Here is a 12,609-nt window from a genome sequence, read left to right as displayed (position 1 = left end):
ATCACTGATCAGATAAAGAAGAAAGAGAATGCTAATGGATATCCGCAAAATCAAGAAGCTGATTGAACTGGTTGAAGAGTCCGGCATCGCCGAACTGGAGATCTCCGAAGGTGAAGAGTCCGTTCGCATCAGCCGCAACTTCGCAGGCCAGGTCACTGCCGCACCGCAGATGATCATGCAGCAAGCAGCCGCTCCGGTTGCCGCTCCAGCCGCCGCCCCGGTTTCCGCTGCGCCGGCCGCAGATGCCGCACCGAGCGGTCACCTGATGCGCTCTCCCATGGTTGGCTCCTTCTACCGCTCCTCCAGCCCGGAAGCCAAGCCGTTCGTGGAAGTGGGTCAGCAAGTCAATGTCGGCGATACCCTGTGCATCGTCGAAGCCATGAAAATGATGAACCAAATCGAGTCTGACAAGGCCGGTGTGATCAAAGCGATCCTGGTTGAAAATGGTCAGGCCGTCGAATTTGACGAGCCGCTGTTCATCATCGAATAAGGGAAATCGCCACCCATGTTGGACAAAGTAGTCATCGCCAACCGCGGTGAAATTGCCCTGCGGATCCTGCGCGCCTGCAAAGAGCTCGGGATCAAGACAGTGGCCGTTCACTCCACCGCCGACCGGGAGCTCAAACATGTGCTGCTGGCCGACGAATCCATCTGTATCGGCAAACCAGCCAGTACCGACTCCTACCTCAACGTTCCGGCTATCATCGCCGCCGCCGAGGTGACCGGTGCCGTGGCCATCCACCCGGGTTACGGCTTCCTCTCCGAGAACGCCGATTTTGCCGAAGTGGTCGAAAAATCCGGCTTCATCTTCATCGGCCCGCGCGCCGAGACCATCCGCCTGATGGGTGACAAAGTCTCCGCCATCGAAGCGATGAAGAAGGCAGGCGTACCGTGTGTACCGGGCTCTGACGGTCCGGTGGACAACGACACCAAGCGCAATGCCGCTATTGCCAAGCGCATCGGCTATCCGGTGATCATCAAGGCTGCCGGTGGCGGCGGTGGTCGTGGCATGCGCGTGGTACGCAGCGAGGCCGAGCTAGCCTCCGCCATTGCCCTAACCAAATCCGAAGCAGGCCAGTTCTTCAAGAACGACATGGTCTACATGGAGAAGTACCTGGAAAACCCGCGCCACATCGAAATTCAGGTGTTGGCAGACGGCCAGGGCAACGCCCTCTATCTGGGCGAGCGCGACTGCTCCATGCAGCGTCGCCACCAGAAGGTGGTGGAAGAGGCGCCGGCACCCGGCATCACCGCCGAAATGCGCAAGTTCATCGGCGAGCGCTGTGTGCGCGCCTGTATCGAGATCGGCTACCGCGGTGCGGGTACTTTCGAGTTCCTGTACGAGAACGGCGAGTTCTATTTCATCGAAATGAACACCCGTATCCAGGTTGAGCATCCGGTCACCGAGATGGTCACCGGTATCGATCTGATCAAGGAGCAGCTGCGCATCGCCGCCGGTCAGCCCCTGTCGATCACCCAGCAGGATATCCGCATCCGTGGTCATGCCATCGAGTGCCGGATCAACGCGGAAGATCCGGCCACCTTCATGCCCTCTCCGGGTCTGGTGCAGCGCTTCCACGCGCCGGGTGGTCTGGGCGTGCGTTGGGACTCCCACATCTATGCCGGTTACAAGGTACCGCCCCACTATGATTCGATGATCGGCAAGCTGATCTGCTACGGCGAGAATCGTGACATTGCCATCGCCCGCATGCGCCATGCGCTGGACGAGCTGGTAGTGGAAGGGATCAAGACCAACGTACCGCTGCAAAAAGAGATCATGAAAGACGAAAACTTCCAGCACGGGGGCACCAATATCCACTACCTGCACAAGAAGTTAGGTCTGTAAGGATCGCTGATAGAGACCCGATGACATTGCACGGTGGCAGTACCAACGCCCACTATCTGCACAAGAAGTTGGGTCTGTAAGGATCTCTGATAGAGACCGGACTTCCGGTGGAAGTCTGCTCCGCAAGGAGCCTCTGCTGAAAAAGGGCCATGGCGACATGGCCCTTTTTTGTTATCCTTGCGCCCCTCAAAATTGTCGGAGGCCAAGGTGAACCGTTTTGCTCTCGCCCGCCGGGAAGCAGCTTTCTGCCTGCTGCTGACCCTACTCTATTTTCTTGCCTGGTATGGCACGGCTTATCTGATCCCGGAAGAGATCGAATGCTGGGACATTCCCCTTTGGTTCCTGCTCAGTTGCGTGGCGATGCCACTGCTGTTCATCGCACTATGTGCCCTGATGGTGGATCGACTGTTTGTGGAGATCCCCCTCGATACCCCAGCCCCTTCCGGCAAGGAGTCATCCCATGAATCTTGAGCTGATGCTTCCGCTCTTCATCTATCTGGTGCTGGTGCTGGGGGTGGGTTTCTGGGCCAGCCGTCATAGAGCTGAAGGCAACTTCGTCCAGGAGTACTTCATCGGCAACCGCAGCATGGGCGGGCTGGTGCTGGCGATGACCCTGGTGGCCACCTACACCTCGGCCTCCTCTTTCATCGGCGGGCCGGGCGCGGCCTACAAGATCGGTCTGGGCTGGGTGTTGCTGGCGATGATCCAGCTGCCCACCGTCTGGCTCACTCTGGGGGTGCTTGGCAAGAAGTTCGCCATCATCGCCCGCCGGGTCAATGCGGTGACCATCAACGACATGCTGTGGGCCCGCTACCAGAGCAAGGCGGTGGTGATCCTCGGCTCCGTTACTATCATCCTCGCCTTTATCGCGACCATGGTGGTGCAATTCATCGGCGGCGCCCGCCTGCTGGAGACCGCCACCGGCCTCTCCTACCAGCAGGGGCTGATGCTGTTTGCCAGCTGCGTGCTGCTCTACACCATCATCGGCGGTTTTCGCGCCGTGGTGATGACCGATGCCCTTCAAGGGATCATCATGCTGATCGGCACCGGCGCCCTGCTGGCGGGGATTCTGGTCGCCGGTGACGGCTTGCCAAACCTCATCCACCAGCTCAGGGAGATCGACCCCAAGCTGGTGAGCCCGCAAGGGGCCGGCGACATGCTGACCCAGCCCTTTATGCTGAGCTTCTGGATCCTGGTCTGTGTCGGGGTGGTGGGGCTGCCCCACTCGGCGCTGCGCTGCTTTGGTTATCGCGACAGCAAGGCGCTCCATCGTGGCATTCTGATCGGCACCGTGGTCAGCGCCCTGCTGATGTTTGGCATGCATCTGGCGGGCGCTCTGGGTCGCGCCATCCTGCCGGGCATGGACAGCCCGGACAAGATCATGCCCTCCCTGATGATGGAAGTGCTGCCCCCCTGGCTGGCCGGGGTCTTTCTGGCGGCGCCGATGGCGGCCATCATGTCCACCATCGACTCCCAGCTGATCCAGGCTTCCGCCACTCTAGTGAAAGATCTCTACCTCAACTATCTGAGTCCAAAGCAGGAGAAGCTGGAGGTGCGCATCCCCCGCCTCTCCCTGCTCTGCACCCTGATCCTCGGCACTCTGGTGCTGCTGGCGGCGTTGCAGCCCCCCGAGATGATCATCTGGCTCAACCTGCTCGCCTTTGGCGGCCTGCAGGCGGTGTTCCTCTGGCCGCTGGTGCTCGGTCTCTACTGGTCACGGGCCAACGGCCCGGGCGCACTGGCCAGCATGGTCAGCGGCATCGTCTGCTATGGGGTACTGAGTCAGTGGGGGATCAAGCTGGCTGGCCTGCATGCCATCGTGCCAAGCCTCACGCTGGCGCTGATGGTCTTTATCACGGTGAGCCTTTTAACGGCACCGCCCTCGCGGGAAGTGCGCGAGCTTTTCGGGCAGAAATAATAAAAATATAAATTAGGGGTTCCAAAAATATCCCCAAATAGGTGTTTTCCGGTTAAACTGTGCGCCAAGTCACAGAACGCAGCCGCTGTATGCCCGTTAAAGCCACTCGACAAGTCGTTACTCAAGCCCTGCAGCGGCTCGGTTATGCCCTGCTGCTGCCCGTCTCCATCCTGCCGATGGCGGCGTTGATCTACCGGCTTGGGCAACCCGACGTGCTCGATTTGGCGGTGCTCTCCCTCACCGGTCAGGCGATCTTCAGCCAGATGCCGCTCATCTATGCGGTGGCGATCGCCTTTGGCCTGAGTCGGCAGGAGCTGGGCGGACAGACGCTGGCGGGTGCGGTCAACTTCCTGCTGCTCAGTACCGCTTTCAATACGCTAGCCCCCAACCTGCACGCCGACATGATCTGCGGCCTGCTGGCAGGGCTCACCACTGCCATCATCTACCCTTGGGTTCACCAGCAAACCCTGCCCCGCTGGCTGCTGATCGCTAGGGGGGAGTTTCCCAGCCTGCTGGTGTCTGCCTTGGCCTGCCTGCTGATCGCCATTCCCCTCTCGCTGCTGTGGCCGCCACTGGAGCGCGGGCTGACCCTGCTCACCTCCGAGCTGCTTACCACGCCGTTTGGCGCCTTCTGCTACGGCACCCTCAACCGGCTGCTGATCCCGCTCGGCCTGCATCAGGTATTGGGCAGCGTCATCGGCCTTGGCGAGAGCAACCTGCAGGCGCTGGCCACCGCACAGCCACTTCATGAAGGGTATGTGGCCGGTCTCTACCCCATCATCATGTTCGGCCTGCCGGGCGCCTGTTTTGCCATCTGGCTGCACCGCCAGCGGATGCAGCGGCTGCCGCAGGGCGGGCTGCTGCTCACCCTGGCGCTCACCTCGGCACTGGTGGGTATCACCGAGCCCATCGAGTTTCTGTTCGCCTTTACCGCCCCCTGGCTGTTTCTCGCCCACGCCCTGATGACGGGGCTCTCGCTCGCCGTTTGCAGTGCGCTCGGCATCAAGGTGGGCAGTTACTTCTCCGCCGGTCTGCTGGATCTGGTGCTGAGCTATCAGGCAGGGGAGCACAGCTTCTGGCTCATTCCGGTCGGTATCCTGTTCTTCGTCGCTTATAGCCTGCTCTTCTATCAACTACTGGAGCGTGCCCCCCTCAGCATGCCGAGCAAGCCCATCGCGGTGGAGCATCCGCGCCTTGCCAGCGTTGCCCCCTCCGACCCGCAGATGCTGGCGATCCAGTACCTCAAGGTGCTGGGCGGGATGGACAATCTGGTGGCGATGAGTGTCTGTATCACCCGCCTCAGCCTGCGGGTGCGCGATATTTCACTGGTGGATGAATCTCGCCTGCTGGGCCTGGGCTGCCTCTCCTGGATCCAGCTCAACGACCACCAGCTGGTGCTGGTGCTGGGCCCCAGCGCCAGCCTGATTGAAGGGCAGATCCGCATGCTGGCGGAGCGCCAGTCGGTCCCCCTCGGCCTCAAACCCAATCAGGAGTCGGCCAGCCAGAGCAGCTGGTAACTCAGGCGAACGGCAACCGCTCGGCCACGAAATCCATCAGGGTGCGCAGGGCGGGAGCCAGATGCTCCCGACTCGGATAGATAAGGTAAAACGGGTTGGCCGGAATCGGCTGATCCGGCAACACCTTCTGCAACCGCCCCGCCGCCAAATCCCCTTCACAGACATGGTGGGGCAACAGGGCAATCCCCCCGTCATGAAGCGCCATCTCCCGCAGCGCCAGCAAGCTGTTGCTGACACAGGCCCCCTGCGGCCGCCAGCCACCCTCCTGCAATGGCCACACCGGCATGGCCGAGTGCACCAGACAGGCATAACGGCCCAGCTCGCTCAACTGTTGCGGCATGCCGTGGGCCGCCAGATAGGCGGGAGCCGCCACCAGATGGCGCGCCACCTGACCGATACGCCGACAGATGAGGCTGGAGTCTTTCAGCGGTGCCGCCCGCAGCGCCAAATCATAACCTTCCCCCACCAGATCGAGCTGTTCGTCACTCAGGGTCAGTTCCAGCACCACCTCGGGATAGAGGGCGCGAAACTCGGCGAGGATCCGGCCAAGCAATAGAGTACCGGTCGCCTCGGGGGCAGTGATCCGCACCCGCCCCGCCGGGGCCGAGCGCAGCCGTGCCATCGCCAGATTGGCGCTGCGGGCCAGTGCCAGCAGCCCCTGACAGTGCTCCACATAGAGCTCCCCCTGCGGGGTCAAGCTCAACCTGCGGGTGGTGCGCTGCAACAGCCGCACCCCGAGCTGGGATTCGAGCCGTGAGATCTTCTGGCTCACCGATGACTTGGGCATACCAAGCAGCTCGGCGGCCCGGGTAAAGCTCCCCTGCTCCACCACGGTGGCAAACAGTCCCATCAACTCCAGATCGACATTGTTCATATATTCAAACAGTCTTTACCGATTACCCATCTTAATCTTGATAATCAACCAGACTAGAGTGAGTGGCAATCCCGAACACCGCGATTTGAAAGGAAAAACCATGAAAGCCATTGCCCTGACTCACTATCTGCCAAGCGACCACCCCGACTGCTTTATCGCCGCCAACCTGCCCGATCCGGTTCCAGGCCCGCGGGATCTGCTGGTGCGGGTCACCGCCACCTCCGTCAATCCGGTAGATACCAAGGTGCGCTCCCCCAAGGCCAAAATTGAAAGCTCGCCCCGGGTACTGGGTTGGGATGCGGTGGGGGAAGTGATCGCCACCGGCAGTGAAGTTACTCTGTTCAAGGCGGGCGACCGAGTCTGGTATGCCGGTGATATCAGCCGCCCGGGCAGCAACAGCGCCCTGCAACTGGTGGATGAGCGCATAGCCGCGATCGCCCCCACCACCTTGAGCGATGTGGAGGCCGCCGCCCTGCCGCTCACCGCCATCACCGCCTGGGAGACCCTGTTCGAGCGCTTTGCCCTCACCCGCGAGAGCCGTGGCAAACTGCTGATCATCGGCGGCGCCGGTGGCGTGGGCTCCATCGCCATCCAGCTGGCCCGCCAACTCACAGGCATGGAGGTAATTGCTACCGCCTCCCGCCCCGAGAGCCGCGAGTGGTGCCTCGAAATGGGCGCCCATCAGGTTGTGAACCACCACAAGTTGCAGGAGGAGCTGACCGCCCTTGGCATCACTCAGGTCGATGCTATCTTCTGCACCAACGCCACCGCCGAACACTGGGCCACCATGGCGGGGTTGATCCGCCCGTTTGGCCATATCTGCACCATCGCCGAATCGAGCGAGCCGTGGGATCTCTCCCTGCTCAAGAGCAAGAGCGTCACCTTCAGCCAGGAGTTCATGTTCACCCGCTCCCTGTTCCAGACGCCGGACATGATCGAACAGCACCACCTGCTCGGCCGGGTGGCGGCACTGGTCGATGAAGGAGTACTGCAGACCACCCTGACCAGAACCATCCCCTCGCTGACCCCGATCACGCTGGCTCAGGCCCATGCCGAGGTGGAAGCAGGCCGCATGGTAGGCAAGCTGGTGATCGACATGAGCGGCTTTGCCAACTAAGCCCTCCAACGCACCATGATGGGATAAGTTCACCAAGGAGATGCCCCAAACGGGCACAACCAGCGGCACTCATGACAGCCAGTAGCAGGCCAACGTCCAACAATCAGCCAAAAAAGAGGCCATTTCGCGAGAAATGGCCTGAATACCTGAACATTGGGGTAACAATCACACACATATCCTTATGCAGGACATATTAGTCTTTGCATCTGGCGTGCCAACAGCAGCATGAATGCGCCAAAACGGCGTCAGTACATCCTTGAGCAAGGTGCCGACCTTGCTCTTTTTTTGTCTGGCAGACTGTTTACCAGGCAAAGGAGTGCAGATAAAAAAATGCCACCCGAGGGTGGCAGTGAAAGATGACGGAACTTGAGCAAAGCGTTCAGCGAAAACCGGTCGTCTTCGCCTGCATAGAGCAATACAGGAACCGTGCCAATCCGGCAAAAGCCCCCGTATCCCTCCACGTCATGGGCAAACCACGACAGCACTGCCCCATGATGGTAGAATCTCGCGGTTTCACATTTATGAAGAGTCGACGCCATGCCCTGGATACAAATTCGAATCAACGCCACTGCCAAGACCGCAGACAAGGTGAGCAACATGCTGCTGGGGCGTGGTGCCCAGGCGGTGACCTTTATGGATGCCAAGGATGTGCCCGTCTATGAACCCATGCCGGGCGAAACCCCGCTGTGGGGCGAGACCGAAGTGATGGGGCTGTTTGACGCCGAAACCGATCCGGCCCCCACCATCGCCTTCTTCCAGCAGATCTTCGGTGAAGACGTGGGCTACAAGGTGGAGCAGCTGGAGGACAAGGACTGGGTGCGCGAGTGGATGGATCACTTCCACCCCATGCAGTTCGGCGAGCGGCTCTGGATCTGCCCGAGCTGGCGCGACGTGCCAAACCCCGATGCGGTCAACGTCATGCTGGATCCGGGTCTGGCCTTCGGTACCGGTACCCACCCCACCACCGCGCTTTGCCTGCAGTGGCTGGACGGGCTGGATCTGGCCGGTAAAACCGTGGTCGACTTTGGCTGCGGCTCCGGCATCCTCGGCATCGCCGCCCTGAAACTGGGTGCCGCCCGCGTCATCGGCATCGACATCGACCCGCAGGCGATTCAGGCCAGCCGCGACAACGCTGCACGCAACGGCGTCGCCGACCAGATTGAACTCTATCTGCCGGCCGACCAGCCACAAGACGTCGAAGCGGACGTGGTAGTCGCCAACATTCTGGCCGGCCCGCTGCGCGAACTGGCGCCGCTGATCGCCGGCCACGGCAAAGCGGGCAGCCTGATGGCCCTCTCCGGCGTGCTGGAAAGTCAGGCTCCGGAGCTGGAAACCATCTACGGCCAGTGGTTCGAGATGGACCCGACCGCCGTCAAGGAGGAGTGGTGCCGCCTCTCCGGCCGCAAACACTGCTAAACATAGCTCCCGCTCTCAAGGCGGCAAGTCAACACCTTTATTAAACAAGAGCACCCGCGGGTGCTCTTGTTGTTTCTCCCTTTTCTCACTCTGGGGGAAGGTTCACGCTTCTCTGGCCAATGAGGGATTAACATCGTTCCTCCACATCATTGAGGCCCTGCCATGACCGAATACCAGAAGATGATTAGCAGCCAACCGTACAACTGCATGGCACCCGAGCTGGCCCAGTTGCGCCGGGAGGCGGCACGGCGCTATCGCCGTTTCAATCAGACGGAAGATGAGGCTGAGCAGCGGGCACTACTGGCGGAGCTGATTGGCGAACTGGCAGAGAATGCCTTTATCTGCCCGCCCCTCTACTGCACCTATGGCCGCCACATCCACCTGGGCAAGGACTCCTACATCAATATGGGGGCTACCCTGCTGGACAATGCCCCCATTCGCATCGGCGCCCATGTGATGATTGGGCCAAACGTGCAGATCTATACCGCAGCCCATGCGCTGGAGGCCGACGAACGGATTCAGGGAACAGAGACGGCGCTGCCGGTCACCATTGAAGACAAGGTCTGGATTGGGGGCGGCGCCATCTTGCTGCCCGGTGTAACCATAGGGCGAGAGGCGATCGTCGGCGCGGGTGCCGTAGTCACCAAAGATGTACCGGCCGGAGCTCGGGTAGTCGGCAGCCCGGCCCGGATCCTGCCAGCCAAAAACAGGGCATAAGGCTGCCAACCGGGTTGTATGCCGATATCGCCATCAGCTCACAACAGCCCCGACACCCCATAAAAAATAAAGCCCAATGTCACGAAGACGTTGGGCTGTTTAAAAAGGTGCTACGGAATTGCGACTCTCATCGCAGAAAAATTAGAAGGAGTGCCCTTCTAAACTGGCAGGGAGATATTAGCGAACACGCAAACGTTTTACATAGTGAAATACAACAGGATTGCGAGTTACATCGCACTATTTAAATAATTACCTGCTATGGCGTGCGAAGCCTCTTTGAGCCATTTATTTTCTCCAATTTCTCTGGTTACTATTCACGGTTAAACAGAAAAGCCCCGATTTCTCGAGGCTTTGCTTCTCTCAACCGCAACGTGGCCGAAAAGTCAGAAACGGCGGACAAACTCATCGAGCGGCAGCTCACGCAGTTTGCGTGCTTCCAGCATGGGAGTACCTAGATAGAGGAAACCCACCAGCTGATCCTCTGCCGCCAGTCCCAATCCCTTGTTGATCTGCTCGTCGAAGATAAACCAGCCGGAGCGCCAGATACCGTTGAAGCCCTGCGCCTGCGCCGCCATCTGCATCGCCATCAGGGCACACCCGGCAGAGAGCTCCTGCTCCAGTTTCGGCACCTTGGGGTGCTTCTGATAACGGGTTGCCACGGCGATGACCAAGGGCGCCCGCAGCGGCGCTTCGCTGCACTTCTTGATGCTCTCTTCATCTTCGCCACGGACACGGGCCGCCTCGGCCAGCAGCTTGCCCAGCCGCTCGCGCCCCTCCCCTTCAAACAGAATGAACTGCCAGGGGGTCAGGGTGCCGTGATCCGGCGCGCGCAGACCCGCCTTGAGGATATTGTCGAGTACCTCACCGCTCGGGGCGGGATCGGCGAGACGGCCACAGGAGTGGCGGTTGAGCAACAGGGTGAGGGCATCCATGGGCAATTCCTTCTCTGGGGCAATGATGGCGCTACCTTAGCACAGCACCGAATGAAGAAAACCCCTGAGGCTCAGGGGTTTATCGCACTAAAAAGGACAAGAGGGCACAGTTGGCTAGATGACCGCAGCCAGCTCGGCCCCTTGCCGGATGGCGCGCTTGGCGTCCAGCTCGGCAGCCACGTCAGCTCCGCCGATGATATGCACCGGCTTGCCTGCTGCCTGCAAACCCGCCTGAAGCTCCTTGAGGGGCTCCTGCCCGGCGCAGACGATCACCTGATCCACCGGCAGACACTGCTTGGTCTCGCCCACCTGAATGTGCAAGCCCTCGTCATCGATCCCCAGATATTGCACCCCGGAGAGCATCTGCACCTTGCGGTTCTTAAGTACGGTACGGTGGATCCAGCCAGTGGTCTTGCCAAGTCCATCACCCACCTTGCTCTCCTTGCGCTGGAGCAGCCAGATCTGGCGCTCGGGGGCGTCGATTTCAGGAGCCGTGAGGCCACCGCGCTCGCCAAGCTGTTTGTCGATGCCCCACTCCTTGAGCCAGTGATCACGGTGCCCATCGGCATCCATCTCCACCTTCTTCTCGACCCTTTTCTCCACAAGGAATTCGGCCACATCGAAGCCGATGCCGCCAGCGCCGATCACCGCCACCTTCTGGCCGACCGGTTTGTGATCCCGCAATACATCGAGATAACTCATCACCTTGGGATGCTCGATCCCCGGGATATTGGGGGTACGCGGACGGATACCGGTGGCGAGGATCACCTCGTCAAAACCGCCGCTGAGCAGGCTCTCGGCACTCTGGCGCTGGCCCAGATAGAGCTCGACGCCGCACTTCTCCAGCCGTTTGGCGAAATAGCGCAGAGTCTCGTGAAACTCCTCCTTGCCCGGGATCTGCTTGGCGAAGTTGAACTGGCCGCCGATTTCGCTGGCCTGATCGAACAGGCTCACCTGATGACCGCGCTCGGCAGCGTAGCAGGCAAACGCCAGCCCGGCCGGGCCAGCTCCCACCACCGCCAGCTTTTTGGGCTGGGGCACGCGGCCAAAGGTCAGCTCGGTCTCGAAACAGGCACGGGGATTGACCAGACAGGAGGCGCGCTTCTGCTTGAAGACATGGTCGAGGCAAGCCTGGTTGCAGGCGATGCAGGTGTTGATCTCGTCCGCCCGGTTCTCGGCCGCCTTGATGACAAATTCGGGATCAGCTAGGAAGGGGCGCGCCATGGAGACCATATCCGCCTCGCCACCCGCCAGAATCCGCTCGGCCACCTCTGGGGTGTTAATCCGGTTGGTAGTGATAAGCGGCACCTTGAGATGCTTTTTCAGCTCGGCTGTCACCCAGCTGAAGGCGCCGCGCGGCACGCTGGTGGCGATGGTGGGAATACGCGCTTCGTGCCAACCGATACCGGTGTTGATGAGGGTCACCCCCACCGCTTCCAGCGCTTTGCCAAGGGCAATCACCTCTTCCAGGGTCGAGCCCTGCTCCACCAGATCCAGCATGGAGAGGCGGAAGATAATGATGAAGTCGGTGCCGACCCGCTCGCGAATGGCGCGGACAATCTCCACCGGAAAGCGCATCCGGTTTTCGCTGCTGCCGCCCCAGCCATCGGTGCGTTTGTTGGTACGCTCGCAGATGAACTGGTTGATGAGATAGCCTTCCGAGCCCATCACCTCGACGCCGTCATAACCGGCCGCCTTGGCCAACGCGGCTGTAGCCGCGAAGTCGCGAATGGTACCGCGGATCTGTCGCTCGCTCATGGCGCGTGGCTTGAACGGGGAGATGGGGGCTTTGAGGGCGCTCGGTGCCAGACTGAACGGATGATAGGCGTAACGACCGGCATGGAGGATCTGCAGCGCTATCTTGCCCCCCTCCTGATGCACGGCGCTGGTCACCTTCTTGTGCTTGCTCACCTGCCAGGGGAAGCTCAGCTGGGAACCGTGAGGCACCAACCGACCGCGCAGATTGGGGGCAATGCCGCCGGTGACGATAAGGCCTACTCCACCACGGGCGCGCTCGGCATAAAAGGCAGCCAGCTTGTCAAAACCGCCCTTCTCCTCTTCGAGGCCGGTATGCATGGAGCCCATCAACACACGGTTGCGCAGCTGGGTAAAACCGAGGTCAAGGGGCGTCAGCAGATGGGGATAGCGACTCATGATGCCTTCCTCTTTAAGGCCAGGGTGCATGGAACAACGCTCAACACCCGGTTGCGCAGCTGGGTAAAGCCAAGGTCGAGCGGGGTCAGCAGGGTCGGATAGCGGCTCACGATGCCTC

11 protein-coding genes are annotated in these 12,609 nt (G+C 60.7%); 8 read left to right on the top strand and 3 right to left on the bottom strand.

All coding sequences use genetic code 11. The annotated features are described in order from the left end of the window. The first annotated feature begins 34 nt into the window (after positions 1-34). From accB to G5171_RS07980, 5 genes are all read left to right on the top strand, one after another. The gene (accB, locus tag G5171_RS08000) at positions 35-490 is read left to right on the top strand and encodes an acetyl-CoA carboxylase biotin carboxyl carrier protein (protein ID WP_216979391.1); all 456 of its coding nucleotides are present in this window, start codon (positions 35-37) and stop codon (positions 488-490) included. Between the two features lie 15 nt (positions 491-505). Beyond that, positions 506-1,846 (top strand): acetyl-CoA carboxylase biotin carboxylase subunit, encoded by a 1,341-nt coding sequence (gene accC / locus G5171_RS07995; protein WP_216951972.1) that lies wholly within the window; start codon positions 506-508, stop codon positions 1,844-1,846. 207 nt (positions 1,847-2,053) lie between these two features. Next, positions 2,054-2,317 (top strand): DUF997 family protein, encoded by a 264-nt coding sequence (locus tag G5171_RS07990; RefSeq protein ID WP_227341303.1) that lies wholly within the window; start codon positions 2,054-2,056, stop codon positions 2,315-2,317. Continuing rightward, positions 2,307-3,764: a sodium/pantothenate symporter gene (panF, locus tag G5171_RS07985; RefSeq protein ID WP_288727386.1), complete on the top strand. Its 1,458-nt coding sequence runs from the start codon at positions 2,307-2,309 to the stop codon at positions 3,762-3,764. The genes G5171_RS07990 and panF overlap by 11 nt, the downstream gene beginning before the upstream one ends. A gap of 89 nt (positions 3,765-3,853) precedes the next feature. Next, positions 3,854-5,281 carry a PTS transporter subunit EIIC gene (locus tag G5171_RS07980; RefSeq protein WP_421251350.1) on the top strand — a complete coding sequence of 476 codons (1,428 nt, stop codon included), beginning with the start codon at positions 3,854-3,856 and terminating at the stop codon, positions 5,279-5,281. Position 5,282: 1 nt separating this feature from the next. On the opposite strand, the gene G5171_RS07975 is transcribed toward G5171_RS07980, so the two are convergent. Further along, a complete protein-coding gene (locus G5171_RS07975) occupies positions 5,283-6,155 on the bottom strand; it encodes a LysR family transcriptional regulator (RefSeq protein WP_005358412.1) in 873 nt (290 codons plus the stop codon). A 100-nt stretch (positions 6,156-6,255) separates the two neighbouring features. On the opposite strand from G5171_RS07975, the gene G5171_RS07970 reads away from it, so the two are divergent. The 3 genes from G5171_RS07970 (at position 6,256) to G5171_RS07960 (ending at position 9,405) form a co-directional block, all read left to right on the top strand. After that, positions 6,256-7,272, top strand: coding sequence for a zinc-binding alcohol dehydrogenase family protein (locus tag G5171_RS07970; protein ID WP_421251351.1), 1,017 nt, complete (start codon positions 6,256-6,258; stop codon positions 7,270-7,272). Between the two features lie 537 nt (positions 7,273-7,809). Then, complete coding sequence (gene prmA / locus G5171_RS07965) at positions 7,810-8,688, top strand: 50S ribosomal protein L11 methyltransferase (protein ID WP_421251352.1); 879 nt, start codon at positions 7,810-7,812, stop codon at positions 8,686-8,688. 162 nt (positions 8,689-8,850) lie between these two features. Continuing rightward, positions 8,851-9,405, top strand: a complete 555-nt coding sequence (locus tag G5171_RS07960; RefSeq protein WP_421251353.1) for a sugar O-acetyltransferase — start codon at positions 8,851-8,853, stop codon at positions 9,403-9,405. Positions 9,406-9,788: 383 nt separating this feature from the next. Here the strand turns inward: G5171_RS07960 and G5171_RS07955 are convergent, their stop codons facing one another. Continuing rightward, the gene (locus G5171_RS07955) at positions 9,789-10,337 is read right to left on the bottom strand and encodes an NAD(P)H nitroreductase (RefSeq protein WP_216977101.1); all 549 of its coding nucleotides are present in this window, start codon (positions 10,335-10,337) and stop codon (positions 9,789-9,791) included. A gap of 114 nt (positions 10,338-10,451) precedes the next feature. Then, positions 10,452-12,491, bottom strand: coding sequence for an FAD-dependent oxidoreductase (locus tag G5171_RS07950; protein ID WP_421251354.1), 2,040 nt, complete (start codon positions 12,489-12,491; stop codon positions 10,452-10,454). Between the last annotated feature and the right edge of the window lie 118 nt (positions 12,492-12,609).

Source organism: Aeromonas sp. 600774 (assembly GCF_049175075.1).
Lineage (GTDB): Bacteria > Pseudomonadota > Gammaproteobacteria > Enterobacterales > Aeromonadaceae > Aeromonas > Aeromonas veronii_A.
The sequence above is the reverse complement of the archived record's forward strand: the minus strand, read 5'-3'. Positions and strand labels throughout refer to the sequence as shown.

Coding starts and splice junctions, on each gene's coding strand:
- prmA (WP_421251352.1), top strand. CDS start 7,810: ATGCCCTGGATACAAATTCGAATCAACGCCACTGCCAAGACCGCAGAC.
- G5171_RS07955 (WP_216977101.1), bottom strand. CDS start 10,337: ATGGATGCCCTCACCCTGTTGCTCAACCGCCACTCCTGTGGCCGTCTC.
- G5171_RS07960 (WP_421251353.1), top strand. CDS start 8,851: ATGACCGAATACCAGAAGATGATTAGCAGCCAACCGTACAACTGCATG.
- G5171_RS07975 (WP_005358412.1), bottom strand. CDS start 6,155: ATGAACAATGTCGATCTGGAGTTGATGGGACTGTTTGCCACCGTGGTG.
- accB (WP_216979391.1), top strand. CDS start 35: ATGGATATCCGCAAAATCAAGAAGCTGATTGAACTGGTTGAAGAGTCC.
- panF (WP_288727386.1), top strand. CDS start 2,307: ATGAATCTTGAGCTGATGCTTCCGCTCTTCATCTATCTGGTGCTGGTG.
- G5171_RS07970 (WP_421251351.1), top strand. CDS start 6,256: ATGAAAGCCATTGCCCTGACTCACTATCTGCCAAGCGACCACCCCGAC.
- G5171_RS07980 (WP_421251350.1), top strand. CDS start 3,854: ATGCCCGTTAAAGCCACTCGACAAGTCGTTACTCAAGCCCTGCAGCGG.
- G5171_RS07950 (WP_421251354.1), bottom strand. CDS start 12,491: ATGAGTCGCTATCCCCATCTGCTGACGCCCCTTGACCTCGGTTTTACC.
- accC (WP_216951972.1), top strand. CDS start 506: ATGTTGGACAAAGTAGTCATCGCCAACCGCGGTGAAATTGCCCTGCGG.